Source organism: Xanthomonas sp. WHRI 7064, assembly GCF_040202355.2.
Taxonomy (GTDB): Bacteria; Pseudomonadota; Gammaproteobacteria; order Xanthomonadales; family Xanthomonadaceae; genus Xanthomonas; species Xanthomonas arboricola.
Map to the genome: position 1 here is coordinate 3,416,073 of NZ_CP167821.1, position 26,512 is coordinate 3,442,584.

Annotated in this window: 20 protein-coding genes; 5 read left to right on the forward strand and 15 right to left on the reverse strand. The window is 68.2% G+C overall.

What is annotated here, in order from left to right; all coding sequences use genetic code 11:
* Positions 1 to 50: 50 nt before the first annotated feature.
* From ABQY74_RS14680 to ABQY74_RS14690, 3 genes are all read right to left on the reverse strand, one after another.
* The gene (locus ABQY74_RS14680) at positions 51 to 782 is read right to left on the reverse strand and encodes a copper homeostasis protein CutC (RefSeq protein WP_349791983.1); all 732 of its coding nucleotides are present in this window, start codon (positions 780 to 782) and stop codon (positions 51 to 53) included.
* Entirely contained in the window at positions 779 to 1,843 is a 1,065-nt protein-coding gene (locus ABQY74_RS14685; protein WP_349791985.1) for a N(4)-(beta-N-acetylglucosaminyl)-L-asparaginase, read from the reverse strand. Before ABQY74_RS14685 ends, ABQY74_RS14680 begins: the two co-directional genes overlap by 4 nt.
* Before the next feature lie 610 nt (positions 1,844 to 2,453).
* Complete coding sequence (locus tag ABQY74_RS14690) at positions 2,454 to 2,729, reverse strand: hypothetical protein (protein WP_372469905.1); 276 nt, start codon at positions 2,727 to 2,729, stop codon at positions 2,454 to 2,456.
* Positions 2,730 to 2,790: 61 nt separating this feature from the next.
* Between ABQY74_RS14690 and ABQY74_RS14695 the strand changes: the two genes are divergently transcribed.
* From ABQY74_RS14695 to ABQY74_RS14705, 3 genes are all read left to right on the forward strand, one after another.
* A complete protein-coding gene (locus tag ABQY74_RS14695) occupies positions 2,791 to 4,275 on the forward strand; it encodes a von Willebrand factor type A domain-containing protein (protein WP_372469906.1) in 1,485 nt (494 codons plus the stop codon).
* Positions 4,276 to 4,304: 29 nt separating this feature from the next.
* A complete protein-coding gene (locus ABQY74_RS14700) occupies positions 4,305 to 4,877 on the forward strand; it encodes a sigma-70 family RNA polymerase sigma factor (protein ID WP_102251519.1) in 573 nt (190 codons plus the stop codon).
* 1,199 nt (positions 4,878 to 6,076) lie between these two features.
* Positions 6,077 to 6,547, forward strand: coding sequence for a hypothetical protein (locus ABQY74_RS14705; RefSeq protein ID WP_349791991.1), 471 nt, complete (start codon positions 6,077 to 6,079; stop codon positions 6,545 to 6,547).
* A gap of 45 nt (positions 6,548 to 6,592) precedes the next feature.
* On the opposite strand, the gene ABQY74_RS14710 is transcribed toward ABQY74_RS14705, so the two are convergent.
* From ABQY74_RS14710 to pilG, 8 genes are all read right to left on the reverse strand, one after another.
* Positions 6,593 to 7,165, reverse strand: a complete 573-nt coding sequence (locus tag ABQY74_RS14710; protein ID WP_127159891.1) for a GNAT family N-acetyltransferase — start codon at positions 7,163 to 7,165, stop codon at positions 6,593 to 6,595.
* Between the two features lie 236 nt (positions 7,166 to 7,401).
* Positions 7,402 to 7,878: a chemotaxis protein CheW gene (locus tag ABQY74_RS14715; protein ID WP_039526024.1), complete on the reverse strand. Its 477-nt coding sequence runs from the start codon at positions 7,876 to 7,878 to the stop codon at positions 7,402 to 7,404.
* Positions 7,879 to 7,913: 35 nt separating this feature from the next.
* Positions 7,914 to 9,095 (reverse strand): chemotaxis protein CheB, encoded by a 1,182-nt coding sequence (locus ABQY74_RS14720; RefSeq protein ID WP_349791994.1) that lies wholly within the window; start codon positions 9,093 to 9,095, stop codon positions 7,914 to 7,916.
* A gap of 7 nt (positions 9,096 to 9,102) precedes the next feature.
* Positions 9,103 to 16,416 (reverse strand): Hpt domain-containing protein, encoded by a 7,314-nt coding sequence (locus ABQY74_RS14725; RefSeq protein WP_349791996.1) that lies wholly within the window; start codon positions 16,414 to 16,416, stop codon positions 9,103 to 9,105.
* 113 nt (positions 16,417 to 16,529) lie between these two features.
* Complete coding sequence (locus ABQY74_RS14730; RefSeq protein ID WP_016904289.1) at positions 16,530 to 18,566, reverse strand: methyl-accepting chemotaxis protein; 2,037 nt, start codon at positions 18,564 to 18,566, stop codon at positions 16,530 to 16,532.
* Positions 18,567 to 18,605: 39 nt separating this feature from the next.
* Entirely contained in the window at positions 18,606 to 19,136 is a 531-nt protein-coding gene (locus ABQY74_RS14735; protein ID WP_003482487.1) for a chemotaxis protein CheW, read from the reverse strand.
* The gene (locus tag ABQY74_RS14740; protein ID WP_024940328.1) at positions 19,136 to 19,498 is read right to left on the reverse strand and encodes a PleD family two-component system response regulator; all 363 of its coding nucleotides are present in this window, start codon (positions 19,496 to 19,498) and stop codon (positions 19,136 to 19,138) included. Before ABQY74_RS14740 ends, ABQY74_RS14735 begins: the two co-directional genes overlap by 1 nt.
* Before the next feature lie 17 nt (positions 19,499 to 19,515).
* Complete coding sequence (gene pilG, locus ABQY74_RS14745) at positions 19,516 to 19,917, reverse strand: twitching motility response regulator PilG (RefSeq protein WP_024711139.1); 402 nt, start codon at positions 19,915 to 19,917, stop codon at positions 19,516 to 19,518.
* A 238-nt stretch (positions 19,918 to 20,155) separates the two neighbouring features.
* Between pilG and gshB the strand changes: the two genes are divergently transcribed.
* Both gshB and ABQY74_RS14755 read left to right on the forward strand, forming a co-directional pair.
* Positions 20,156 to 21,106, forward strand: a complete 951-nt coding sequence (gene gshB, locus ABQY74_RS14750; RefSeq protein ID WP_349791998.1) for a glutathione synthase — start codon at positions 20,156 to 20,158, stop codon at positions 21,104 to 21,106.
* Positions 21,103 to 21,978, forward strand: coding sequence for an energy transducer TonB (locus tag ABQY74_RS14755; protein ID WP_349792000.1), 876 nt, complete (start codon positions 21,103 to 21,105; stop codon positions 21,976 to 21,978). The genes gshB and ABQY74_RS14755 overlap by 4 nt, the downstream gene beginning before the upstream one ends.
* Positions 21,979 to 22,063: 85 nt before the next feature.
* Here the strand turns inward: ABQY74_RS14755 and ABQY74_RS14760 are convergent, their stop codons facing one another.
* The 4 genes from ABQY74_RS14760 to ABQY74_RS14775 form a co-directional block, all read right to left on the reverse strand.
* Complete coding sequence (locus ABQY74_RS14760) at positions 22,064 to 22,978, reverse strand: ADP-ribosylglycohydrolase family protein (RefSeq protein ID WP_349792002.1); 915 nt, start codon at positions 22,976 to 22,978, stop codon at positions 22,064 to 22,066.
* Positions 22,975 to 23,694 (reverse strand): tRNA (adenosine(37)-N6)-threonylcarbamoyltransferase complex dimerization subunit type 1 TsaB, encoded by a 720-nt coding sequence (tsaB, locus tag ABQY74_RS14765; RefSeq protein WP_349792004.1) that lies wholly within the window; start codon positions 23,692 to 23,694, stop codon positions 22,975 to 22,977. The genes ABQY74_RS14760 and tsaB overlap by 4 nt, the downstream gene beginning before the upstream one ends.
* A 28-nt stretch (positions 23,695 to 23,722) precedes the next feature.
* The gene (locus tag ABQY74_RS14770; protein ID WP_039519583.1) at positions 23,723 to 25,729 is read right to left on the reverse strand and encodes an ATP-dependent DNA helicase; all 2,007 of its coding nucleotides are present in this window, start codon (positions 25,727 to 25,729) and stop codon (positions 23,723 to 23,725) included.
* 255 nt (positions 25,730 to 25,984) lie between these two features.
* Entirely contained in the window at positions 25,985 to 26,509 is a 525-nt protein-coding gene (locus tag ABQY74_RS14775) for a hypothetical protein (RefSeq protein WP_104568123.1), read from the reverse strand.
* Positions 26,510 to 26,512: the final 3 nt, after the last annotated feature.

Here is a 26,512-nt window from a genome sequence, read left to right on the forward strand (position 1 = left end):
GCGTGCAAAAAGGTCCCAGCTCACGCGCTCCACAATCGGCACGCAGCGCCTCACAGCTCCTGCAACAACCCCACGATCCGCCGCACACGCGCCACATCGGTACGCTGGTAATCGCCACCCAGATCGGTGATATACGCGTGCGGTGCATGCACCTGCGCCGCAACCGGCCCACGTGAGGAGGCATGGAACTCGCGCGCGCCAGTGTTGGCGCGCAGCGCACGCACATTGCTTTCGGACACGCCCGCGCCCGGCATGATGCTGATGCGGTCGCCTGCCTGCCGCACCAATGCGGCAATGGTGTCGACACCTTCGAGTGCGCTCGCACGCGCACCAGAGGTCAGCACGCGCTCGCAACCCAGCGTGATTGCGTCTTCCAGCGCGCGTGACGGATCGGCACTGACGTCGATTGCACGATGAAAGGTCACGCCCAGCGAACCGGCTGCGGCGATCAACACCCGCATCGTGCACATGTCGACCTGCCCTTGCGGATCCAGCGCGCCCAGCACCACGCCATCGCAGCCCAGCCGCACGCATTGCTCCACATCGCGCCGCATCGCCTCGACCTCTGCCGCGTCGAAGACGAAGTCGCCCACGCGCGGACGGATCAATACGTATAGCGGAATCTGCAATCGCTCACGCACCACTGCCAGCGTGCCGAACGATGGCGTCAGCCCGCCGCCGTCCAGCCCCCCGCAGAGTTCGACCCGCATCGCACCGCCTTCCTGCGCCGCCAATGCCGACCCCACCGAATCGGCGGCCACTTCCAGCCCCAACGCACTCATGCTGTAGGCTCGGTGGTGTAGTGGCTTTCGCCGGGCACCAGCAGATCCTGCCGCTGCGCATCGCAGACCGCGTAACTGAAACCCTTCTGGATCGCAAACGCCCCCACCTCGCCGCGCTTGTTCATCGCCAGAAATCCTACCTGCAAGGTGCGGGTGAGTTCGGGCTTGCGCCGGATCAGCCGCATCACCACCTCGCGGCAGGCATCGGCCGGCGACTTGCCCTGGCGCATCATTTCCACCACCGCAAAACTGCCGACATTGCGGATGACCTCTTCGCCGACGCCGGTCGAGGTCGCACCGCCCACCTCGTTGTCCACATACAGCCCCGCACCAATGATCGGGCTGTCGCCAACCCGGCCGTGCATCTTCCACGCCATGCCGCTGGTGGTGCACGCGCCGGACAGGTTGCCGTGCGCATCCAGCGCCAGCATGCCGATGGTGTCGTGATTGTCCTTGCCACCCGGCAGTTTCGCATCGCGCCAGGCACGGTTTTCGATATTGGCTTCCGGCGAATATTTCGAGGTCTTCAACCACTCTTTCCACGCCGCTTCCGAGCTGGGCGTGAGCAGCTTGGTCTGCGGGAACCCCTGCTCCAACGCGAACTGCCGCGCGCCATCGCCGACCAGCATCACATGCGGGGTTTTTTCCATCACCGCGCGCGCCACCGAAATCGCATGCACCACATCTTCCAGTGAAGCAACCGAGCCGCAATTGCCCAGGTGATCCATGATGCAGGCGTCCAGCGTCACCCGGCCGTCGCGGTCCGGATAGCCGCCAAGCCCCACGGTGGGATTGCTCGGGTCCGCTTCGGGCACCCGCACGCCGGCTTCCACCGCATCCAGTGCGATACCGCCGCTGCCAAGGATTTTCCAGGCCGCCTGATTGGCGGCAATGCCGAAATCCCAGGTGGAAATCACCCGCGCCGCGCCGCGCGGCAGCGCGGTAACGCGTCCGGCCGTGCCGGCACCGGCGGCGGCCTGCGCACGTGCGCCCCACCCGGCCAGGCCGGAAGCGATCGCACCAAGCGTGGCGCTCTTGAGGAAGTGACGACGTTGGATCATCCGGGCGAACTCCATGCAGGAAGAAGACAGGCAACCGCACTGCGCGGCCATAGCCTTCCATCATGCGACAGCGCCGCACGCGGATAAACCGCCCTGCGGCGCCCAGCAGTGCGGATTCGCGCATAACGCGCAGCACTGACTGTAAAGCCCCTCTCCCACAGCGGCGAGAAGGTACGGCTTGCGCGCCACCGGCGCGCGTGCCTTGGAGCGCCCGCGCTGCTGGCGCGGGCCGGGCCGGGCCGGGCCGGGCCGGGGAGCGGAGCGGAGGTTGGGGTGAGGATACGGGCGACCGACACCGCCCTGCACCGCCGTACCCTCATCCGGCGCTACGCGCCACCTTCTCCCGATGGGAGAAGGGAAGAATCGAGCCTCTCCAACGGGAGAGAAATTGGGATGAGGGTACGGGGGCAAGTGATGCCCAGCGCCCAGCCCTCCCCCCAGCGGGGACTGCACACAGCAGCACTCAGCAGCGATCGAAAAAATCTTCACCCCAGTTAACCCCGTTTGCCGCACTGGCCCGTTTACTCAACAGAGGCGCAGTGCACGGCGACCTCGGGCTGTCCGTTGTTCACCCATCCCTCTTCGCCACGCAAAGGATTCCCATGCCCCGTCACAGCCTTCTTGCGCTCGCCTTGCTGCTGAGCGCCTGCTCGCACGAGCCGACCGAGCCGAACAGCGACAGCTCGCGCGCCACCGTGCTGCCTGCAACCGCGCAGCCATCGCCATCCACCGCTTCGACACCCGCGCAGATCGAGGGCAGTCTCGCAGCGCCTGTCCCCGCCCACCCCATGCAGCCGCCGTCTGTGCCGAGTCCAGCACCGGCACCATCGCCATCCGCAATGCCGATGCCGATGCCGATGCCGATGCCGATGCCAGCAGCGTCCATCGCACTTGAGGCCTCCGTTGCACAGCGGGCGCCAAGCGCCAAGTGGGTTGCACAACGCCCAATGCTCGACAACCGCATGCCAATGCCGCCGCTCCTACCGGCGCCGGCCGAAGACCGCGAAACCTATCAAACGCTGCGCGACAACCCGATCGTGCAAACCGCAGCGAATCCGGTGTCCACCTTCAGCATCGACGTGGACACCGGCAGCTACAGCAATGTGCGGCGCTTCCTGAGCGCAGGCACGCTGCCGCCGGTGGACGCCGTGCGTGTGGAAGAGCTGATCAACTACTTCCGCTACGACGACCCTGCGCCCACCAACGACCAACCGTTCGCAGTGCGCACCGAACTGGCGCCCACGCCCTGGAACAACGACAGCCTGCTGCTTCGCGTCGGCATTGCCGGCCGCGACATCGCCACCGCCGATCTGCCGCCGGCCAACCTGGTGTTTCTGGTCGATGTCTCCGGCTCGATGGGCTCGCCAGACAAACTGCCGCTGCTGCAATCCTCGCTCAAGCTGCTGGTGCGTCAATTGCGCGCGAAAGATCGCATCACCCTGGTGACCTATGCCGGCAACACCGCAGTCGTGCTGCCGCCCACGCCCGGCGACCAGCAGGGCCGCATCATCGAAGCCATCGACAGCCTGCAATCGGGCGGATCCACCGCCGGCGCCAGCGGCATCGAACTGGCCTACAGGGCTGCCCAGCAAGCCTATCTGCGCGGCGGCATCAACCGCATCCTGCTCGCCACCGATGGCGACTTCAATGTCGGTGTCACCGACTTCGATCAGCTCAAGGGCATGGTCGCCGAAAAGCGGCGCTCCGGCGTGGCGCTGTCCACGCTCGGCTTCGGCACCGGCAATTACAACGACACGCTGATGGAACAGCTGGCCGATGCCGGCGACGGTGCCTACGCCTACATCGACTCGGCGCTGGAAGCACGCAAGGTACTGACCCACGAGCTCGGCGCAACGCTGGCCACGATCGCGCGCGACGTCAAGATCCAGGTCGAATTCAATCCGGACACGGTCAAGGAATACCGCCTGATCGGCTATGAAAACCGCGCACTGCAACGCGAGGACTTCAACAACGACCAGGTCGATGCAGGCGAGATCGGCGCCGGCCACACCGTCACCGCGCTGTATGAAATCACCCCGACCGATGGCCACGCATCGGTGGACCCGCTGCGCTATGCCAACACCGCCACACCTCGAAAAGTGCGTGCAATCGACAGCGAACTGGCGCACGTCAAACTGCGCTACAAACTGCCCGATGCACAACGCAGCCAGTTGCTCGACACGGTGGTCCGCAGCAATCAGCGCCGGGCCTTGAACGCCACCAGCGATGCCTTCCGCTTTTCCGCCGCAGTGGCCGGGTTCGGTCAGCGCCTGCGTGGCGGCACTCAGCTGCACGGCTGGGATTATCCGCAGGTGCGTGCCCTGGCCGCGGCCAGCCTGGGCAGCGACCGCTTCGGCTACCGCGCCGATTTCCTGCAGATGGTGCAGCAGGCCGATGCACTGAGTAGCCGGCCAATTGCCAGCACCGACTGATGCGCGCGGCACCTGCCTATACTGCGCGCATGCAACCTGCCGACCTTGCGCATCTTCCCGACGAGGAGCTCATGCTCCTCGTCGCCAATGGCTTTGTCGAACAGCCGGCCACCGAGTTGTTCACGCGTCACAACCGCGCCCTGTTCAACTTCCTGGCCTGGTTGTGCGAAGGCAACCTGAGCGAAGCCGAAGACCTCGCGCAGAAGACCTGGGTCAAGCTGATGACCCGCTGCAGCGACTACCGCCCCGGGCAGGCCGCCTTCACCAGTTTTCTGTTCCAGATCGCGCGCAACGGCTGGATCGACACCCGTCGCAGCGCCTATCACAGCACCTCGGTGGCGCTGGACGACGCCCATCTGCAGCTGCCCGATGACGACCTGTCCACCGAGCAGCTCGCCATGCTCGGCCAGCAACACCATCGCGTGCGCGCCGCGGTGATGGCATTGCCCGACGCACAACGCGAGGTGGTGGTGCTGCGCTTCTTTGCCGAGCTCGGCGTCGACGAAATCGCACAGGTGATCGGCGAAGGTTTCGAGACCGTCAAGAGCCGGCTGCGCTATGCATTCGCAAAGTTGCGTCTGAGCCTGGACGCGACCCGATGAGCCAGTCCTTCGAACGGTTTGTCGCCGGCAGCGATGGGCTTGCCGCACTGCTGCGTGCACTGCCGGCGCATACGCCGCCGGCGTCGATGCAGGTGTGGTTCGCACAGGCCGCACGCAACGCCGATGCCGAACGCGCTGCAGTGCATCCACCGCAGGACACCTTGCAGTTCGAAGCACCCGCCACGATGGCGGCGATGTTTGCGGCGGCCGCCGCGCAGGCGGAGCAGGCGCAGGCCGCACGGCGTGCTGCCGTGCAGGCGCGTCTTGCACAGGGCCAGCCTGTCGATCAGACCGGGACGACGAACCTGAGCGAGTCCGCGCGTGCGTGGATCGCCGCGCAACCGCCACACGCCGATATGGCAGAGCTGCGTCCGATAGCGGACGTGGCCGCAGCATCAGCTGCGTCGCTGGCTACGGCGGCACCGGCATCTGCGGAGGAAGCAGCCGTTGCATCTGGAGTCGCATCGCGCGCGCTTTCTGCGCCCGACCTTGCGTCCACATCCGCATCCACCTCCCATGCATCGGCGCAGGCGCAGGCGCAGGCATCAGCAGCCACAGCAAGCTCAAACCCCGCCCCTGCCGGCAACCCAGCCGCCCGCCGGCGCAGCAGCCGTCGCCCGCGCTGGATGCCGACGCTGGCCTTCGCTGCATCGATCACCCTGGTGGTCGGCATCGGATTGCAGTGGCAGGCCAGTCAGCCCACCGCGGAGGCGCCGGCAGCGGCTGCAGTCGGGGCGGCAGTCGGCGAACCGTCGACAGTTCACCCAGCCAGGCGCGCGCCTGAGCAGGTCGATCCCGGCACAGAGCATGTGTTGGTTTTGCCCGCAGTGCCGGCACCTGCGGATGCCGAAGTCCCCGAAACCGCAGCGCGCCCGAGCGCGGCAGCGCCCTCCCCGCCGCCAGCGCCGTCGGCCCTGCCATCGCCCGCCTTGGCACCGGAACCAGTCAGTGCACCGGCGCCTGCCGCAGCTGCGCCATCATTCGACTCCGCACTCGCCGCCGAACCCACGCCAGGCACTGACCTGCAATCTGCCGACGCGCAGCCTTCTGCGGCGCCTGCACCAGCTCCAGCCCCGATCGCCGCACTCCCCGAGGATGCGTCGGTAAGTGGCTCGCTCGCAGCCAGTGCCCGGCGCGGCGCGCCTGCAGCACTTGCCCCCATCCCGCCCCCGCCCGCACCGGCATCGCTGCCGGCCCCAATGCCGGTGACCGAGCAGGCGCCGACCGTCATCAGCGCAACAGACGGCACGCTGCGATCACGCGCGCCTGTTGCAGGCCAGCCCGCACCGCTGCGCGTGCTCCATGCGCCGTTTCCGCAGACAGACGCCACCCGCGCAACACCGCCCGCCAGCCAACCAGCCATCGGCACCACGGCGACCGAGATCGGGATGTCTCGAGCAAAATCCGCTCCGGCGCGCCGCATCGCGCCGATAACGCGCGCCATGTCGCCGGCCGACTGGCTTGCACGCCACGCCGCCGCTGACGATTACGCGCCGGCTCGGATCCGCATCCTGGCCGCCACACCCGATGCACCCGAAGTGCAGGACTGGGCAACTCGACTGCGCGCGCGCCTCCGGCAACGCGGCTGGTCAACGCAGGTAGAGGTCTTGCAGGATGCAGGACTCGAAGCCGACCAACTGCGTGTCGAGCCGCTGACTGTCACGCCCTAGGTCAGCGCACAACGCGCATCGCTACATTCGCCTGCGCAACCGGGCTCACGCACCCGCCGCCGGATCGTCGTCGCGCAACCTGCTGGTCAATACATGGTCGCGCCAGACGCCGTTCAATTGCAGATAACGGCGCGCATAGCCTTCGATCTGGAAGCCCAGCCGCTGCAGCACACGCGCACTGCGCAGGTTGTCGGGGACGTATTGCGCCATCACCCGATGCAGGCCAAGCGGGCCGAACGCAAACCCGATGCCCTGCGTGGCCGCCCACTGGATCAAACCGCGCCCCTGCTGCTGCGCATCCAGGCCGTAACCCAGATGGCAGCCCTGGAAGGCACCGCGCTGGATCTGGGTGAAGCCAACCGTGCCGATCACCTGCGCATCGCGCAGCAACACCAGTTGCAACTCGCGTTCGCCCGGCACCGCGGTGCGGTAGGCGATGCTCAGCCGGCGCCAGCCCTCGGTGGTGTAGAACGCCGGTGGCCGCAGCGGCATCGCCGCGGCCAGATGCGCGCGATTGCGGCTGTGGTAATCGGCCATCGCGGCCGGATCGACGATGGCCAGGTCGCACAGCAGCACACCGTCGGCATGCTCGACGGGCGCGAAGACGGGAAGACTCATGCCAGCCGCGGGCGCGTCTTGCGCGCGTCATGCGTGTTGTCTGGACCAGGCTGACACATACAGATCACGCCCCCGCAAACGGTTGCCCTACGGCAGCAAGACATCCCAGCCACCTGCGGTGTCGGCATGCACCGCACGCAGCAAGGCGACGCTCGTCCGGGCAGCGCAGCCCCCGGTCCGACCCTCATCCCGGCACCGCCCGCAACCGGGCAGCGTCGTCGCCCAGCACTGGCGCTTTAGGCGGCAACCGCCGCAAGCGCCTGCGCAACCTGCGCTTCGATCGCATCCAGATTCGGCAGCAGCGCACTCTGCTCGCCCAGCAGCACGCGCATGTGCACGCCGTCGGGCAGCGCATCTTCGGAGGCGTCGGCCAGCAGGCCATCGCGCGGCACCGAGATCAGCTGCGGGAACGAGGCGGTGAGCAAGGCGAAATACGGCAGCGCCGGATTGCCGCCCAGCGCCTTGAGCACGATCACCTTGTTGTTGACCGCCGTGGGTTCGTCGCCCATGCCGCTCAAGCGCGCGAACGACAGCAGCGGCACCTTCCAGCCGTACCAGTCGATGCGCCCGACCACCCAGCGCGGCATCTCGGCCATCGGCTCGACCGCCACCCGCGACATCACCTCGGCCACCGTGGCGTTCGGCAGCAGCACGCGCTCCTGGCCGGCCTGGATCAGGACGCCGCGGATTTCGTCATTGTTGGCGTAGCTCATCGCACCTGTTCCGTTCTTGAGAGGAAGCGCCCGGCTCACGCCGGCCAGCGCTGCGCCAACGCCTGCGCCAGCTGCGCAGGGTCGCCGGTCAGAATGCCCTGGCGCGCCAGACGCGCCGCCGCGGCCGGGTCGTAGCAGCCGTCGGCGGATTGACCCGCCAGCCAGCCGCCCTGCTCGGCCAGCGCCAGCGCGGCCTCGACCAGCGCCTCGTTGGCGCCGCTGAGCATCAGCACCGCACTGTCGGTCGGCGGCAACGCGGCCACCAGCCCGGCCGGATCGGCCTGCGCGACAAACGCCAGCGCGCCGGCATGTTGCTGCACGCCGATGTCGTCGGACAGCACGTAGACCTTGCCCGCCGCAATCACCTGGCCGGCTTCGCCCAGTTCGACCGGCAATGCCGACACGCGTCCCATCTGCCGCACCAGGTTGCCGTACTGCCCGCCATCCAGGGTCATGCGCACCAGCACGGCGCGCGGAAACGCCGGCGGCAGCGCGGACAGCAGGCGACGGATCGCATCCGGGCCGCCGATGCCGGCCAGCACCAGCACCGCACCGGTGGTGTCACCGGCCTGATCCAGCTCCACCAGCGACAGCCCGCCGGTCGACAACGCGTCCATGTTCAATTCGGCACGCGGGCGCACCACCACCGCGACCTCGTCGACCAGGCCCCAGGTACTGGAATCGCCCAGCGTCAGGCCCGGCTTGTCGGCAGCGGCCTCGGACGTGGCCGCGCCCCGTGCGAACAAGGCATCGCCGGGCACGCTGTCGAATGCGTGCGCGGCTGCCTGCAGATGCTGGTCCAGTTGCAGGTCCGAATGCTGCCGCGGCGCCAGTTCCAGGCCCGGTTCGGGATGCAGCGACGGCTCGCTCTCGGTGCCTGGCGGCAATACGTCGGCATGGCCATGCAGCTTGGCGGCCAGATGGCGCACCCAGCGCTGCGCTTCCCAGCCCTCGCGGCGCACGGTCAACTCGGCCTCGTCGAAGATCACCGTGACGCCGGGCATGTTGAAGGCCGGCTCCAGCGCTTCGAGCGCGTCTTCGATCGACGGCTCCAGCGCGACCAGCACCGCCACCGGCTCGGCATCGCGCAGCATCTGCACGTCCACCGCGGAGGGCTCGTCTTCCAGCACCACGTGGGCACCGGCCAGGCCGAGCGCTTCACGCAGGCGCTCGCGCGCCTGCCCGGGCCGGCCTAGCAGGGCGACCGGAGTTCCCATTGCGCCATTATTCTCGGACACGGGCGATCCCCAGCAGGTCATACACGTTTCGCATCAGATCCAACTCTTGGTAAGGCTTGCCCAGGTAACGCTGCACGCCGATCTCGAAGGCGCGCTGGCGATGCTTCTCGCCGCTGCGCGAGGTGATCATCACGATCGGCACCGCCTTGAAGCGCGGGTCGGCACGCATCGCGGTCGCCAGTTCGTAGCCGTCCATGCGCGGCATTTCGATGTCCAGCAGCATCAGGTCGGGCACGCGCTCCTGCAGCAGTTCCAGTGCCTCGACACCATCGCGTGCGGTGGTGACATCCAGGTTGTGGCGTTCCAGCACGCGGCTGGTGACCTTGCGCATGGTCAGCGAATCGTCCACCACCATCACCAACGGCACCTGGCGCTGCGATTCGGCCGGGGTTTCCGGCGCCGGACGCGCCGGCTGGCTGAGATAGCGGCGCACCAGCGGGGCCACGTCCAGGATCACCACCACGCGGCCATCGCCGGTGATGGTGGCGCCGTAGATGCCCGGCACCGAAGCGATCTGCAGGCCCACCGGCTTGACCACGATTTCGCGGTTGCCCAGGACCTGGTCGATTGCCACCGCCGCGCGCAGGTCGCCCGCACGCACCAGCAGCAACGGCACCTGCGCCTGACCATCGGCACGCGCGGCGGCCTGGCCGACCAGCGAGCCGAGATCGTGCAGCACGTACTCTTCGCCGGCGTAGTGGTAACCGCCCTCGCCCGACTCGTAGCGGCTGCGCGAGATGCGGCCGATACCGCTGACCGACGCCACCGGCACCGCAAAGGTGGTGTCGCCGATGCGCACGAACACCGCCTGGGTGACCGCCAGCGTCTGTGGCAGGCGCAGGGTGAAGGTGACGCCCTGGCCGCGCACCGAGTGGATGTCCACCGAGCCGCCCAACTGACGCACTTCGTTGCGGACCACGTCCATGCCCACGCCACGGCCGGCCAGCTGGCTGACCTGCTCGGAGGTACTGAAACCGGAGGCGAAGATCAGCCCATCCAGTTCGGCCTCGCTGAGCTCCTGGCCGTGTTCGATCAGGCCGCGCTGCTCGCCGCGGCGACGGATCGCCTCGCGGTCCAGCCCGGCGCCGTCGTCGGCCACTTCCAGCACGATTTCCGAGCCTTCGCGGCGCAGACGGATCGCGATGCTGCCCTCTTCCGGCTTGCCCGCGTCGCGCCGTTGCTCCGGCGCTTCCAGACCATGTGCCACCGAGTTGCGCAGCATGTGTTCCAGCGGCGCGACCATGCGATCGAGCACGTTGCGATCGAGCTCGCCCTGGGTACCTTCCAGCAGCAGATGCACCTGCTTGCCGGTGTCGGTGGCGGCCTGGCGGACTACACGGCGCAAACGCGGCACCAGACCGTCGAACGGCACCATGCGCGCGCGCATCAGGCCATCCTGCAGCTCGGAGCTGACGCGCGACTGCTGTTGCAGCAGGCCGTCGTACTGACGCGAGAGATCTTCCAGCACGCCCTGCAGACCGCCCAAGTCGGCGGCCGATTCGTTCAGCGCGCGGCTGAGCTGCTGCAGGGTGGAGAAGCGGTCCAGTTCCAGCGGATCGAAGGTGCGATCGCCCTGGTCCTGCTCGCGCTGATAACGCGCCACGATCTGCGCTTCGGTTTCCAGATCCAGACGACGCAGCTGGTCGCGCAGACGGGCGTTGGTGCGATCCAGTTCGCCCATGGCGCCGCGGAAGGCACCCATCTGCTGTTCCAGCCGCGAGCGGTAGATCGCCACTTCGCCGGCGTGGTTGACCAGGCGGTCGAGCAGGTCGGCACGCACGCGCACCTGTTCCTGCTGCGTGCGCGGCATCAGTTCTTCTTCGACCTGGCCGTCGACCGGGATGGGCGCCGACAGCGGTGCCGGTTCCACCGACGCCTTGGCGATCGCACGCACATCGGCGTCGCTGGGCTCTGCGGCATTGCGGCCACGGGTACGGGTTTCGAAGGCTTCCACCAGGTCGGTCGGCATCGCCACGGCGCGGTGCATGCCGGTGCGGGTCAACAGCTGATGCAGGCGATCGAAGCCGCGCTCGAACAGGCGCACGTCATCGCGGTCGATGTCGGTCCGGTTGGCCGCCACCGCTTCAAGCAGCGATTCGATCGCATGGCCGAGGTCGCCGATGGCGTTGATGCCGGCCATGCGCGCGCCGCCCTTGAGCGTGTGCAGGTCGCGCTGCAGTCCGTTGAGGACCTCGCGGTCTTCCGGCACTTCGCGCATGCGGGCGATCAGACCATCGCAATGGTCGAGCAGGTCGCGGCCTTCCTCGACGAAGATGTCGACCAGCTCACCATCGAGCTGGTCGAAGTTGAGCGGGCCGGTATCGAAGGCTGCGCCCACGTCACTGGCGGCGCTATCGCCCGCCGCAGCGTCTTCCACCGGCGCGCTGAAGGCCACGGCGGCGGCGTCTTCGTGTTCGCTTGCGGAGTCGGTGGGTTCGGCTTGCTCGGTGTGTTCGGTGTGTCCGACTCGTTCGGCGTGATCGGGATACTCGATTTGTTCGGTGTGTTCGACTTGCTCGACGGGATCCGTTTCGTTGGCAGCCTCGAGCGTCGCGTCTGCGTCTGGATGCTGCGCGTGGACCTCGGCATCGGCATGGGTATCCGCCTCGGCGTCAGCAGCGACGTCCGAATGCAGCTCTGGCACAATTTCCGACTGCGGATCACCGGTCTCTTCGACCTGATCGGCCACCTGCGCCATCTCGAAGGCTTGCACCGACTCGATGGTGTGTTCGGGTAGCGCTTCGGCAGCCTGCTGTACGTCCGCAGCGTGGTCTGCGTCTGCGGCCTGTTCCGCCGCTGCCTGTTCCGCCGCTGCAGACTGTTCTGTCTCTGTAGCGTGCTCTGCTTCAGCCTGCCCTGCTTCGGCCTGCTCTGCTGCTGGAGTCTGCTCTGCTTCTGCAGCGCGCTCGGCTTCCGCAACGTGCTCGACTTCGTCGGTATGCGCGTGCGCGTCCAGGTGTTCCTGCTCGCCCGACGCGACATGCGCTTCCGCTTGCGCAGCATCGTCCGCATGCACAGGTTCCTGCGGATGCACCTGCTCGCCCGACAGCGCATGTTCTTCGGAAGACGGATGCTCGCCCAACTGCGCGGTGTCTTCCACCTGCAACTGGTCGCCAAGCTGCGCGTCGTCATCCTGCGGCAACGCGGCATCGCCCTGCTGCACTGCCGCGTCGGCGGGCGGCTGCGCGTGCGCACCGATAGCCTCGTCGTGCGGGGTGGACACGTGGTCACCCTGCCCGGTCGACTCGCGGTCCAGCGCCGCGCTGTCCGGCGTCCAGTCTTCGGTGGTCGCCGCATGCGTGTGGTCGGCCAGCGGGGCCTGCGCATGCACTGCTTCCAATGCCTCGATGGTCTCGACAGGCGCTTCGTCCGTGGATGCCGCGTCATCGCTCAACACCGCCTCGGCATCCTGCGCGCTTGTGTCACCCCCGAGTTGCTCGTGCTCGGCAGCGTGCTCGCCCGGCGACTGCTGCTCGGCGTCTGCACGCTCGGCAGCAATCTCCCCGGCTTCGGGTGCGGCGAGCGTCTGCGCATCGCCCAACGCGGCTTCCGCGTCGGACAACTCGTCCACTGCCACGTGCTCGCCAGCTTGCGGCATGTCGCCTACTTGCGCATGCGATGCCGCGTCGATACGGCCGGCCTGCTGCAATCCGGTCGCATCCCAGGCGTCGGCGTCGACCACCGGCTCATCGGCCGGCGTGTCGTGCGCATCGACGCCAGGCGACTCGGCTTCGGCTTCGTGCTGGCGCTGGTGCTGAACAGCATCGCCATGCGACGCGTCGGCGAGCTGCTCCGCTCCCGCATCGGAGGCGACCGCATCCCCGGCCGGGGCCTGCGCAGTCTCGACCGAATCAACAACCTGCTCCTGCTCCAGCGCAGCAAGGTCAGCCGTCTGCGTCTGTTCGTGCGGTGCCGGTGCGTCCAGCGCAAGCGACGAGGTGTCTTCGGCCTCGGCCTCGGCCTCGGCCAGCTCGTCCACCGCGATCGCTGCGTCGGCGTCGGCGTGCGCACCGGCGTGCGCATCGGCATCCGCCGCGTCATCGGCGACATGCACCGGCGCGCTGTGATCGCTCGTATCCGACGGCAGCGCGCTGGCGTCCAGATACTGCGACAGATCCTGCGCGCCGGTCAGCTCGACCGCCGACTCGCTGCTGACCGTCATCTCGCCCGGTGCATCCAGATCTTCCAGCTCGTCCAGGAACGCCTGCGGTGGCCACTGCGCTTCCGGCAGCGTCTCCACCAGCGCGCGCAGGCGTTCGCTCAACGGCGCAAACGACGGTATCAACGGCGCATCGGCGCGCAAGGCGGTCACGGTGGTCGCGATTGCCGACGCCGTTGCCGCAATGGCGTCGATGCCCTCCTGCGAGGGGAGCAGCGACGCGGCAAGCAGACGCTTGACGTAGCTCTCGGCCGGCGTGGTCACCAGCGTGATTTCCGGCACGTCGGTCATCGCAAACGCGCCACTCATGGTGTGCACCGCGCGCAGCAATTCTTCGCTCGCCAACTGCGGCTCGGCCTGGTTGGCCTGCAGCCATGCGTTGACGGTTTCCAGGTGGGTGGCGACTTCGGCTTCCAGGATCTCGCGCAGCACGCTGTCCACCGATGCCGGTGTGCCACCGGTCGCCGCGAACACGCCTGCTGCTGCCGGAATGAAGGCGACATCCGCAGCCACCGGCGTCGCCGGCGCGGCCACGTAATAGACTTCTTCGCCCGCGGCCACACGCTCGGCAACTGCCTGGATGTCCGGCAGATCGGCGCTGATGCGGCCCTGGTCGCGCAATGCGGCGTTGAACTGCGGCAGCACTTCGTAGGCCAGTTCGACCATCGCCACCACCGCCGGGCTGGCCGGCCGCGAATTGTCGAGCACGCGATTGAGCATGCTCTCGATCTTCCAGCTGAACTCGCCGAGCACCTGCGCGCCAACCAGACGACCGCTGCCCTTCAAGGTGTGGAAGACGCGGCGGATTGGGCGCAGGTTGTCCTGGCTGTGTGGCGCGGCACGCCAGACCGGCAGCAGCTGGCCCAGATTGACCAGCTCTTCGTCGAATTCTTCCAGGAACACGTCGCGGATATCGTCGTCGATATCGCTGTCGCCAAAGCCGCCGAAGATGCCGGCATCGGCACTGGCCTGGGCCGGCTCGCTCACTGCCGGCTCGGGCGCTGCCTTCGCAGTCTGACTGTCGGCATCGGTGGTCTGTTGTACCTGCGGACGCTGCACATCGAACTGCGCGGCGGCCACGTCGAGCTGGGCCAAAAACGCCGTCGATGCGGCGTCCAGTTCGAACTCACTGACCACCGCCTGCTGCACGCGCGGTGCGCTCTGCTCGGCGGCGGCGTCGGCCGGGGCTGGCTGCGGTTCGGGCGCTGATTCGACGAACGGGTCGTCCAGCTCTTGCGGCGCCACGGGCGGCAGCGGCGGCGGCGAGAACGCATCCTCGATGCTGGTCTGCGCACGACCGGTCTGGGCCTGCGCGATGAAGTCCAGCGGTGCCTCGGTCTGGTCGGCATCGCCGGGCAGCTCGATCTGCTCGATCTGCAGCGGCGCCGGTTCGGCAACTGCCGGCGTGGCGCTATCGTCCTGCTCCAGCGCACTCAGATCCACGGTGTAGCTGACCTGCGCGGCGTCGGCCGACACGCTGCCGTCCTGCTCGGCCGACACCGGGTCGAACACGGAGGTAGCGATCGGAGCGGCGTGCTCGGTGGTTTCCAGTTGCCAGTCGCCGGGCGCCTGCGCGCCATCGTCGGACAGGTCCAGCGGCGCAACCGTAAACGGCACGTGCGCCTGGCCGGAGACGGTTTCTTCGGCGGCGACCGGGTCGAACGAGAACACCGTGTCGGTGGCGGCAGCGCCGGTGTCGTGCACCACGCTGGCGGCAAACGGCACCTCGAGCACGGTTTCGTTGGCCCATTCCAGCGACGGCGTCGGCGCAGCGTCGTTGGCCGCCAGCGCCGGGGCAGCGGCCTGCTGTGCGAGCGATGCGGCAAGCGGCTCGGCCACGCTGCCCGGCTGGTCGGCACCGACCGGCAGGTCGGACGGCTGGCCCGAGGGCAGCGGCCAGTAGCGCAGCGTTTCCAGGCTGTTGCGGGTGATGTCCAGGATCTCCTCGCGGCCGGGACGGCGCTCGCGCAGGGCTTCCAGGTAGTACTCCAGGCTGGCCATCGCATCGGCCAGGGTGTCCAACTGGCGCCCGCTGGGCACGCGCTGCTTGCCGATCAGTTCCAGATCGACATAGCGGCGCACGCCTTCCAGATAATCGGCGGCCTGCGGCAGCTCGAGGATGCGCAGCGCACCGCCGACTTCGCCGAGCAGATGCGGCACGTCGGTCAGGCGGGCGTGGTCCCAGTTGGTCTCGATGAAGGCGACGAAATGCTCGCGCGCCGCACCGAAATTGGCGATCGCCTCCTGCGCCAGCACATCCACCGTGCGCCGCACTTCCGACGACGTGGCGCTGTTGCTGGCTTCATTGCCGTCGCCGACATCGGCGCCCAGGCTGGCGACCTGGTCATCCAGCGAGGCATCGACATACAGCAGCGCACCGGCGATATCCAGCAACACGCCTTCGTCCATCTGCACCTGGCCGTCGACCACGCGCGCCAGCGCATCGCGCTGCTGCACGACCACATTGCGCGCAACGCCCAGGCCCATCATGCCCAGGGTGTCGGCAACGCTGCCGAGATCCTTGACCTGGGTCTGCAGTTCGGCGATCTCGCCGCCGGTACGCAGGTGCAGGTCCAGCGCGTCCTTGACGCGCAGCAATTCTTCCTTGACCGCGTTGCCGACGGTGTCGAGCAACTCGCGATTGCGCCCGCTCAGGCTGCCACGCGCGTGATCCAGTTCGGCCTCGGTGGCGACGCCGGCCTGCGGATCGAACGCGAACAGCACGCTTTCGCTCAGGCCTGGCTGACCACGCGTGGCACGGATTTCGTTGAGCAGCGGCAGCAGCACGATCGGAATGTCGCGGTGACCGTTCTGCAGACGCTCCAGGTAGTCGGGCAGCAGCACGGTGCCGCGCATCAGCATGGCGCAGGCTTCGTCGCGGTCGGCCACTTCGCCCACCTGCACCGCCTGGGCCAGCAGCTCGAGTTCTTCGGCCACCATCGCCGGGGCGTACAGCTCGACCATGCGCAAGGTGCCCTGCACCTGGTGCAGATAGCCGGCGCAGAAGCGCATCCGACTGGTGTCGGACGGTTCTTCGGCAAAGTACTCGATCTCGTTGCGCGCCTGGCGCAACGTCTCGTCCAGCTCCGGCTTGACCCAGCCCAGCGCGGCGTGACTCATCGCATCGCGAAGCGCACTCATTGCAGCCCCCTGCCTACGGCCGGGGCACCGCCAAGGCGGCCACCGGTCTGTTCCTGCATCGACGTAACGCTACTACGCGCCATCTGCTGATCCTTTCCCGTTCCGCGTCGTGCTCACGCCGGCAGCTTGAAGTCGGCGACCGAACGGCGTAGATCGGCAGCGAGCTGAGCCAGGTTGCCGATCGACTCGGCCGTCTGCTCCGCACCCTGCGATGTCTGGCTGGTGATCTGACGGATCACGCCCATGGTCTGTGTGATATCCGTCGCTGCGGCCGACTGCTGGTGCGCGGCGATGGAGATGTTCTTGATCAGGTTGTTCAAGGCGTTGGACACGCGCTCGATTTCGGTCAGCGCGGTGCCGGCGTCTTCGGCCAGGCGTGCACCGGACACCACTTCGGAGGTGGTCTGCTCCATCGAGCTGACCGCCTCGTTGGTATCGGCCTGAATGGTCTGCACCAGGCCTTCGATCCGCCGCGTCGCGCCGGAGGTGCGTTCGGCCAGGCGCTGCACTTCGTCGGCCACCACCGCGAAACCGCGACCGGCCTCGCCCGCCGAGGCGGCCTGCACCGCGGCGTTGAGCGCCAGGATGTTGGTCTGCTCGGAAATGTCGTTGATCAGTTCCACGATCGAGCCGATCTCCTGCGAGGATTCGCCCAGGCGCTTGATGCGCTTGGAGGTTTCCTGGATCTGGTCGCGGATCTGGTCCATGCCCTGGATCGTCTCGCGCACCACGCCGGCACCTTCGGCGGCGATCACCACCGAGCGCTGCGCCACTTCGGCCGACTCGGTGGAGTTGCGCGACACCTGTTCGATGCTGGCGGCGATTTCGCTGATGCGCTCGGAGGCGGTGGTGATCTGGTTGGCCTGCTGGCCGGCGGCGTCGGCCAGCTGCATCGCGGTGGCCTGGGTCTCCTGGGTCGACACGGCGACCTTGGCCGAGGTGTCGTTGATCGTGGTCACCAGGTGGCGCAGCTCGTCCACGGCGTAGTTGATGGCGTCTGCAATCGCGCCGGTCATGTCCTCGGTCACCGAGGCCTTGACGGTCAGATCGCCCTCACCGAGCGAGCTGATTTCGTCCAGCAGCCGCATGATCGCCTGCTGGTTGCGGCTGTTGAATTCCACCTGCGCCTGGTAACGCACGTCCTGCTCGCGCGAGCGCACCCGCACCGAGCTCCAGACAAAGCCAATGATCGCCAGCAGCGCCAGCAGGCCGGACACCACGCCCAGCCAGAAGTTCGGAAACAGGCGCGTGTCGCGCACCGAGCCGAACGCCGAGAACGCATCGAACAGCTTCTTGCTGTCGTCCAGCATCTTGTTCGAGCCGGCGGTCAGCGCGGCGGCCGAGGACTGCGCGGCGAACAGGTTGCGCGAGCTGGCCAGGATGGCGTCGACGTCCTTCTTCATCGTCGCCCACTGCGCCTGCGACTGCTCCAGCGCCGACAACGCGGCCGGGTTGCGCACCGCGGCGATGCCCAGTTCGTCGTTGCCTGCGCGCAGGCCTTCGAGCATCTGCGTGAACACCACCGAGTCGCGTGCCAGCGCATCGCCGGAGGCGGCGGCATTGGCGCCACCGGCACGCATTTCGGTCACCCGGCGCGCCATGGTGCCGGCGACCACGACCTGCTGCAGCGTGTTGTAGATCTGCGAGGCGGGCGCGCCGCTGACCGTCATCGCGCGCACCACTTCGTTCAACTGCGCCTGCAGCTGCGGCACGCTGCCGGAGAAGCGTTCGGCGTTGCCGGACAGACCGAGCACCGCCGGTTCGCTGGCGATGACCTGATCGGCGTTCTTGCTCAGCGGCACCCAGGTCGCCTTGAGCTGGGCCATCGAACTGGCGACCGAGCCTTCCTGGCCGTAGCGGCCATCCAGTTCGCTGACCGTGCTGTCGATGCGGGCCTTGGTTTCCTTGAACGCGGCGAACGCCTTGGGGTCGCCGGAGACCGCTTCGCGGCCCTGGTTGGCCAGCTGCTGCGACAGCACCTGCAGATCGGCCGCGCCGGTGCCGGCACCGGCCAGGCGACTGCCCTGCCAGGTGGCGACGCCGGTATTGGCGCCGAACACGATCATCGACAACACCAGCAAACCAAGCCAGAAGCTGGTGCTGACGCTGCCGAGCTTGTTGGTCTTGCGGGCGTCCGGGGCGGTACTCATGGTTCGACCTCGATCTGTATGACGTGGCGGGGTCGCGGCTTAGGCCGCGGCCTGCCGGAATTCAGGAGTGCGCGACAGCAACGCCAGGGAGAACACACCCCAGTCCTGCGTCTCGTTGCGGAAGGCACGGTCGATGAAGTGGGCATAGCGGCCTTGCGCCAACTCGCCGGGTTCGACCGCCTGGACCTGCTCGAAGCTGCGCTGGCCGTACAGCTCGTCGATGGTCAGCGCGACGTCGCCGCCGCTCTGGCGCATGATCAGCACGCGCTGGCCTTCCTGCAGCACCGTCCGCCGGCCCTCCAGGAACTGCTTCAGATCGATCACCGGGAACAGGTTGCCGCGCAGGTTGCCCACGCCCAGCAGCCAGGGCTGTGCGCCCGGCACCGGGGTGACCGGCGGCATCGGCACGATTTCCGCGACTTCGCGGAAATCCGAGACCAGCCGACGGGTACCGACGCGATAACCGACGCCGCGCCAGATGTCGGCCGAGAACTGGCGTTCCGGCAGCGGCGTGGCGTGCGCAAGACTACGGCGCTCGTAGTCTTCGAGAATGTCGAATGGAGAACGCATCAACGCACCAGTTGTTTGATGCGGGCGATCAGATCGTCTTCGCGCGGCGGCTTGACGATGTAGTCGCTGGCACCTTGTCGCAAACCCCAGGCCTTGTCGGTTTCCATGCCCTTGGTGCTGACCAGCAGCACGGGGATGTCCTTGGTGGCCTGGTCGCGCGCCAATGCACGCGTTGCCTGGAAACCGCTCATGCCGGGCAGCACCACGTCCATCAGCACCAGATCGGGCGCCTGGCTGCGAATCAGCGCAAGTCCCTCTTCGGCATTGTCGGTGGCGACGACCGTATGGCCTGCTTTTTCCAGCCATTGACTGAAGACTGCCCTGTCGGTGGGCGAGTCCTCGATCAATATAATTCGAGCCATGTTGCCTTTCCCCCTGGTCAGGCGTGGACGTACGTGCGAATCGCGCTCAGTAGTTCTTCACGTGTGAACGGCTTGGTCAGATATTGCTCGGAGCCGACGATGCGGCCGCGTGCCTTGTCGAACAGGCCGTCCTTGGACGACAACATGATCACCGGCGTCGACTTGAAGAGCTGGTTGCCCTTGATCAACGCGCACGTCTGGTACCCATCCAGACGCGGCATCATGATGTCGACAAAAATGATCTGAGGTTGCTGGTCGGCAATCTTGGCCAGTGCCTCGAAACCATCGGTTGCTGTCACTACTTCACAGCCTTCCCGCTTCAGCAGCGTTTCGGCGGTGCGGCGAATGGTCTTCGAATCATCGATCACCATCACCTTCAGTCCTGCGAGTTCCCCACCCGCAGCAATGTTTTCAGTCATGCAAATATCCCCGGACGCGCGACGCTTCTTCCCTGCCGGCGTCGCTACGAAACTGCATGTATATCCCAAGACCCGCATTGACTGTCAAGGGTACGTTGCCGGGGGCCCGCCAGGCGGACGTTCCGACCGTGTGCAGCTGCGGGCCGAGCGGCAAGTCGCGCATTCACGACCGGCCGGGCGCGCCATCGCCACCGCTTGAAGTTACCATCGGCAGCCTGTTCTAAAGGTTTAGCTCCCCATGTCGCTCGACGTCGTTGTGGTGATGGATCCCATCGCCTCCATCAAGATCGCCAAAGACACCACCTTCGCCATGTTGCTGGAAGCGCAGCGGCGTGGTCACCGCCTGCAGTATGTGCGTCCGGGCGGACTCAGCCTGCGCGAGGGTCGCGCGGTGGCACAGGTCGCGCCCTTGAGCGTGCGCGAGGACAAAGCCGACTGGTTCACCCTGGGCGAGTTCGCCGAACTGGAATTCGGCCCCGGCCAGGTGGTGCTGATGCGCAAGGACCCGCCGGTGGATGCGGAATTCGTCTACGACACCCAGGTCCTGAGCGTGGCCCAGCGCGCCGGCGCGCAGGTGGTCAACGACCCGCAGGGACTGCGCGACTACAACGAGAAACTGGCCGCGTTGCTGTTTCCGCAGTGCTGCCCGCCGACCCTGGTCAGCCGCGACTCCGCCGCGCTCAAGGCGTTCGTGCTCGAACACGGCCAGGCCGTGCTCAAGCCGCTGGACGGCATGGGCGGGCGTTCGATCTTCCGCAGCGGCACCGGCGACCCCAACCTCAACGTGATCCTGGAAACGCTGACCGACGGCAATCGCAAGCTGACCCTGGCGCAGCGCTTCATCCCCGACATCACTGCCGGCGACAAGCGCATCCTGCTGGTCGATGGCGAGCCGGTGGACTACTGCCTGGCGCGGATTCCGCAGGGCGACGAATTCCGCGGCAACCTGGCCGCCGGCGGACGTGGCGAAGGCCGGCCGCTGTCCGAGCGCGACCGCTGGATCGCCGCGCAGGTGGGCCCGGAAATGCGCCGCCGCGGCATGCGTTTCGTCGGCCTGGACGTGATCGGCGATTACCTGACCGAGGTCAACGTCACCAGCCCCACCTGCGTGCGCGAGCTGGATGCGCAGTTCGGCCTGAACATCGCCGGGCTGCTGTTCGACGCGATCGAGGCCGGCGCGGCGCAATGAGCGCGGCCGCGGCCCTGCCGGCTCCCATCGACGAGCGCCGCCGGCTGACCGCGACGCTGGTGATCTCGCTGCTGCTGCACGGCGTGCTGATCCTGGGCGTGGGGTTTGCGGTCAGCGAGGACGCACCGCTGGTGCCGACGCTGGATGTGATCTTTAGCCAGACCAGCACCCCGCTGACGCCCAAACAGGCCGATTTCCTGGCCCAGGCCAACCAGCAGGGCGGCGGCAATCACGCCACCGCGCAACGCCCGCGCGACAGCCAGCCCGGGGTGGTGCCGCAGGACCGCAGCGGGCTGGCACCGCAGGCGCAGCGTGCGACCACGCTGCAGGCGCCGGAGCCGACCCAGACCCGCGTGGTGGCCAGCCGCCGCGGCGAGCAGGCCGTGCCCACGCCGCAACCGAATCCGCAGACCGACCTGCCCTCGCCCACCGATGCGCAACGCGTGCAGCGCGACGCGGAAATGGCCCGGCTCGCCGCCGAGGTGCATCTGCGTTCGGAGCAATACGCCAAGCGCCCCAATCGCAAGTTCGTCTCGGCCAGTACCCGCGAATACGCCTACGCCAACTACCTGCGTGCGTGGGTGGACCGTGCCGAGCGCGTCGGCAATCTCAATTACCCGGACGAGGCGCGCCGGCGCCGACTCGGCGGCAAGGTGGTGATCAGCGTGGGCGTGCGCCGCGACGGCAGCGTGGAAAGCAGCCGCGTGCTGGTCTCCAGCGGCACCCCGGCGCTGGATGCGGCAGCGCTGCGGGTGGTGCAGCTGGCGCAGCCGTTCCCGCCACTTCCCAGGACCAAGGACGACGTCGATATCCTGCAGGTCACGCGCACCTGGCTGTTCCTGCCCGGCGGCGAGCTGCACGACGATCGTTGAGCCGTCGCGCGTCCCGACAGGGACGCGTCTTTCTGCGGCATGCCTTTCCGGCGGACTGCGTTGCCCAGTGCATTGCGCGCGGCCTTTATGCGGCCTGCGCGGCTGCGTACAGCCGGTCGGCCAGCTCGACGATCGCGTCCGCATCCTGCACGCGCGCGCGCCAGGCGGCGGGAATCCCGTCGATACCATGGAATGCACCGGCCAGCTGACCGCAGATGGCCGCGGTGGTGTCGGCATCGTCGCCCAGATTGGCCGCACGCAGCACCGCATCGGCGAACGTGTCGGTGGTGGCGAAGCACCAGAGCGCCGCCGACAGCGCATCGACCACATAGCCGGTGCCGCGGATCTGGGCGGCGGGAACTGCCGCATGGTCGCGCACCGACAACGCACGCAGCGCCGGTGTCGACAGCCCTTCGCAGCGGGTCTGCAACACCTGCTGGCGCTGTCCGCCGAGCAACGCGGCACGCAACTGGAAGGCGAACAGCCGGCAGGCATCCAGCGCTTCGTCGGCGGCATGCGTGGTGCGCGAACTGTCGGCGGCGCGCTCGCCCAGCTCGGCGGGGCGATGCGCGTAGTACATCGCCACCGGCGCCAGCCGCATCAGCGAGCCATTGCCGGCCGAGCGCGGATCGGTGCTGCCACTGAAGGCCGGGCCGCCATCCAGATAGCGCTCCAGTGCCTGCCGCACGGTCGCGCCGATATCGAAGCAGCTGCCGGTGCTGCTGAGGTAGCCGTGCTGGTACCAGTTGCAATAGCGGTTCATCTGGTCGGCGGCGTCGAAGCCCTGCCGATACAGCAGGCTGTGCGCCAGGCACAAGGCCATTGAGGTGTCGTCGGTCCACTGCCCGGCGCGCAGCGCGAACGGGCCGCCGCCGCGCATGTCGTCGATCGGTGCGAAGCTGCCCGGGGCGCAGAATTCCAGCGTGGTGCCGAGCGCATCGCCCACCGCCAGGCCCAGCAGGCAGCCGCGGAAACGCGCGCGTTGCAGATCGTCGGTCATGGCGCGGCGCCGGCGGCCTTGGCTGCGCGTGCGGCCTTCTGCTCGAGCAGGGTCAGCGCCACGTTGTCGCGCAGATAGGCCGGTTCCACCCGCTCCGGCGCCACGCCTTCGCCGCGCAGCAGCGCCGGCACGGCCAGCGTCAGCAGGTCGGCGGCATGCGGCAATGCGGCGGCATCGATACTGCTCAGTCGGGTCGCAAATCGTTGTTGCAGCACTGCCTCGGCAGCGGCGAACCCGCTGCCGACACCGGCAAAGCGCTGCAGCGTGTCCGGCACGACGCATTCCTGCGGTGCGCACACCACTTCCGGCACCAGCTCGCGCAGCATGTCGCCAGCGCGCGCGAAGACGCCGGCATACACCTCGCCCATGCGCGCATCGATGCAGGCCAGCACCTGCGTCGCCTCGGCGGGCGCGCGCAGGGCCAGCACCTGCAGCGTGGACACCGCCAGCACCGGCACGTCCAGGCCCAGCGCGATGCCCTGCGCAATGCCGATCGCCAGCCGCACACCGGTGAACGCGCCCGGGCCACGACCGACCGCGATCGCGTCGAGCTGGCGCCGCGCGATGCCGGCGTCGGCCAGCAGTTGCTCGCCCCATGGCAGCGCCAGTTCGGCATGGCGACGCGGCGCCAGTTCGAAGCGCTCCAGCACGCGGCCATCCACGTGCAGCGCGACGGAACAGGCTTCGGTGGAGGTCTCGAACGCGAGGACTTTCATGGCAGGACCGCAGGCAGGAAGGGGACGCTCAGGCGTCGCCGAACGGCAACGCGAGCACACCATTGTCGCCCACCGGCTCGGCGACGCCAAAGAACGCGCGCACGTCGCCGATCTCGCGGGTGCGCGCAAACGGCGGCAGCGACTGCATGAAGGTGCGGCCGTAGCCCTTGTTCACCAGCCGCGGGTCGCACAGCACCAGCACGCCACGATCGGTCTCGCTGCGGATCAGCCGGCCCACGCCCTGCTTGAGCGCGATCACCGCCTGCGGCAACTGCTCGTCGCGGAACGGGTTGCCGCCGTCGCGGCGGATCGCATCCAGGCGCGCTTCGAACACCGGGTCGTCGGGTGCGGCGAACGGCAGCTTGTCGATCACCACCACGCTCAAGGCATCGCCGACCACGTCCACGCCCTCGCGGAAGCTGGCCGACCCCAGCAGCACGCCGTTGCCGGAAGTGCGGAAACGCTGCAGCAAGGTGGCACGCGGCGCCTCGCCCTGCACGAACAGCGGCCACGGCGCGCCGCGCAATGCGTCGGCCGCCTCGCGCAGCGCACGGTGCGAGGCGAACAACAGGAACGCGCGGCCATTGGAGGCATCCAGCACCGGCATCAGCGCCGCGATCAGCGCCGTGCCGAATCCGCGTGCGGCAGGATCGGGCAGATGCGGCGGCAGGTAGCACAGCGCCTGGCGCGCCCAATCGAAGGGGCTGGGCTGCAGCAAGGTCACCGGATCGCTCAGGCCCAGGCGCTGCGCGATGTGGTCGAACTCGCCGCCCACCGCCAGCGTGGCCGAGGTGAACACCCAGGCCGCATGCGATTTTTCGCGATGCTCGCGCAACGGGCCGGACACATCCAGCGGCGTGCGCTGGCAGCGGAATCCGCGCGGGCTGAGCTCGTACCACAGCACATCGTTGTCGACGGTCTCCGGCAGCTCCTGCTCGAAATCCGGTACCGGCGCATCCTCGCCCAGCCACCGCGACAGCCGCGCCAGCGCTTCCTGCGCACGTGCACAGCAGCCATCGAACCCGGGCGAGGCCTCCCGCAACGGCAGCAGGGCCTCGCCCAGCCGCGCCAGCGACGACAGCACCGCATCGAAACCCTCGCGCACCTGCGGCTTGGCCAGCGCACGCCATTGGGTGCCGCGTGACGGCAGGCCCTCCATGCCCGCACGCAGGCCGCGCAAGGCCTCGTCCAGGGCGAGGATCGGCTCCTGCAGGCTGGCCTGCGCACCGGCGACCAGGCGCGCTTCGACCATGCAGTCGCGCGCCAGTTCCTGCCACGGCCGCATACCGAAACTCTCGCCGAAGAAGTTCGCCGCCAGCTCCGGCAGCTGATGCGCTTCGTCGATGACGAAGGCCTGCGCGCCGGGCAGGATCTCGCCGAAGCCTTCCTGCTTGAGTGCCAGATCGGCCAGCAGCAGATGGTGGTTGACCACCACCAGATCGGCCGCCTGCGCGCGCTGGCGCGCCTGCACCACGAAACACTCGCTGTAGAACGGGCACTCGGTGCCCAGGCAGTTGTCGACGGTGGAGGTCACCAGCGGCAGCAGCGGCGAGTCGTCCGGCAGCGCTTCCAGCTCGGCCATATCGCCGAACTGGGTACGCCCGCTCCAGGCCACGATGCGCTGGAACTGCGAGACCTGCTCGGGCGTGGCAAAGCGCGGCTCGCCGCGCGCCTGCTGGGTGCGGTACTTGCACAGATAGTTCGCGCGGCCCTTCAGCAGCGCGCTGCGCAGGCCGATGCCGAGCGCGGCGCGCACGCGCGGCAGGTCGCGATGGAACAACTGGTCCTGCAGCGCGCGTGTACCGGTGGAGACGATGGTCTTCAGCCCCGACAGCAATGCCGGCACCAGGTAGGCGTAGGTCTTGCCGGTGCCGGTGCCGGCTTCGGCAAGCAGCACATCGCGGGCCTCGAACGCCTCGGCAATGGCGCCGGTCAGGCGCAACTGCGCGGCACGCGGCGCGAACGCATCGAGCTGACGCGCAAGCGCCCCGCCCTCGCTGAGCGCCTCGATGCTGGCAGTGGCAAGTTGGGACATGGGACCGGAAGCTGGGGCAGGAAGCGCGACAGCCTAGCGCGTGCGCGCTGACGCTGCCTGGATTGCGCCGGTGGGCCGGTGGCGGCACTGACCGCGCAGCCGGCGTTTACGCGCCAAGATGCGCGGCGTGGCGCCGCTGGCAGTCGCGCGCAGGAACGAACGGCTCGCGTCGAGCAGATGCACGCAAGTGATAGGCCGCACCACATGCGTGCCGCGCCTGTCGTGCGGCAGGCGCAGCCGGCGGTGTGGCCGTGCTCAGTAGCGCTTCACGCCCGGCACCGTGCACCCGGCAATCTGCGACTTGGCCGAGGCGGCGTTTTCCTTCTCGCCACGCGCCAGCCGCGACTGCTCGATGGTGGCCCAATGCCGGCGGCACAGCGGCCCGGTCTTGGAGCCCAACTCGATGGCCTGCTTGGCGAAACGCTCGGCGGCGGGCCAGTCGGCCTGCAACACCGCCACTTCGGCGCGCTCCTGCAGGATGGCGGGATCGCCGGAAACCAGGCCCACGGCCTGATCCAGCGACGCCGCCGCACCGGCCAGGTCGCCGGCCTGGCGCTTGCTCTTGGCGGTCTCGCGCAGGTCGTCCACCTGCGGGTCGCGCAATGGTTGTACCGACAGCTCGGTATCGTCGACACCGGCCTCGCGTTCGATCAGCAGCAGCCGCTGTGTCGGCGTGGTCGGGTCGACCGGGACCGGCGGTGGCGCAGGCGGCGCGCTGACGCAGGCGGTGAGTGCGGCAGACACGCCAGCGAGGGCAAGCAAACGGTGCAGTCGGTTCATCGG

Bases quoted from the DNA above. Each gene is read 5' to 3' on its own strand.
- ABQY74_RS14725 (WP_349791996.1), bottom strand. From the start codon at position 16,416: ATGAGTGCGCTTCGCGATGCGATGAGTCACGCCGCGCTGGGCTGGGTC.
- ABQY74_RS14720 (WP_349791994.1), bottom strand. From the start codon at position 9,095: ATGGGAACTCCGGTCGCCCTGCTAGGCCGGCCCGGGCAGGCGCGCGAG.
- ABQY74_RS14685 (WP_349791985.1), bottom strand. From the start codon at position 1,843: ATGATCCAACGTCGTCACTTCCTCAAGAGCGCCACGCTTGGTGCGATC.
- ABQY74_RS14760 (WP_349792002.1), bottom strand. From the start codon at position 22,978: ATGACCGACGATCTGCAACGCGCGCGTTTCCGCGGCTGCCTGCTGGGC.
- ABQY74_RS14735 (WP_003482487.1), bottom strand. From the start codon at position 19,136: ATGCGTTCTCCATTCGACATTCTCGAAGACTACGAGCGCCGTAGTCTT.
- gshB (WP_349791998.1), top strand. From the start codon at position 20,156: ATGTCGCTCGACGTCGTTGTGGTGATGGATCCCATCGCCTCCATCAAG.
- ABQY74_RS14710 (WP_127159891.1), bottom strand. From the start codon at position 7,165: ATGAGTCTTCCCGTCTTCGCGCCCGTCGAGCATGCCGACGGTGTGCTG.
- ABQY74_RS14680 (WP_349791983.1), bottom strand. From the start codon at position 782: ATGAGTGCGTTGGGGCTGGAAGTGGCCGCCGATTCGGTGGGGTCGGCA.
- ABQY74_RS14695 (WP_372469906.1), top strand. From the start codon at position 2,791: ATGCTCGACAACCGCATGCCAATGCCGCCGCTCCTACCGGCGCCGGCC.
- ABQY74_RS14775 (WP_104568123.1), bottom strand. From the start codon at position 26,509: ATGAACCGACTGCACCGTTTGCTTGCCCTCGCTGGCGTGTCTGCCGCA.
- ABQY74_RS14705 (WP_349791991.1), top strand. From the start codon at position 6,077: ATGCCGGTGACCGAGCAGGCGCCGACCGTCATCAGCGCAACAGACGGC.
- ABQY74_RS14715 (WP_039526024.1), bottom strand. From the start codon at position 7,878: ATGAGCTACGCCAACAATGACGAAATCCGCGGCGTCCTGATCCAGGCC.
- ABQY74_RS14690 (WP_372469905.1), bottom strand. From the start codon at position 2,729: ATGGACGCTGCTGGCATCGGCATCGGCATCGGCATCGGCATCGGCATT.
- ABQY74_RS14755 (WP_349792000.1), top strand. From the start codon at position 21,103: ATGAGCGCGGCCGCGGCCCTGCCGGCTCCCATCGACGAGCGCCGCCGG.
- pilG (WP_024711139.1), bottom strand. From the start codon at position 19,917: ATGACTGAAAACATTGCTGCGGGTGGGGAACTCGCAGGACTGAAGGTG.
- tsaB (WP_349792004.1), bottom strand. From the start codon at position 23,694: ATGAAAGTCCTCGCGTTCGAGACCTCCACCGAAGCCTGTTCCGTCGCG.
- ABQY74_RS14740 (WP_024940328.1), bottom strand. From the start codon at position 19,498: ATGGCTCGAATTATATTGATCGAGGACTCGCCCACCGACAGGGCAGTC.
- ABQY74_RS14700 (WP_102251519.1), top strand. From the start codon at position 4,305: ATGCAACCTGCCGACCTTGCGCATCTTCCCGACGAGGAGCTCATGCTC.
- ABQY74_RS14730 (WP_016904289.1), bottom strand. From the start codon at position 18,566: ATGAGTACCGCCCCGGACGCCCGCAAGACCAACAAGCTCGGCAGCGTC.
- ABQY74_RS14770 (WP_039519583.1), bottom strand. From the start codon at position 25,729: ATGTCCCAACTTGCCACTGCCAGCATCGAGGCGCTCAGCGAGGGCGGG.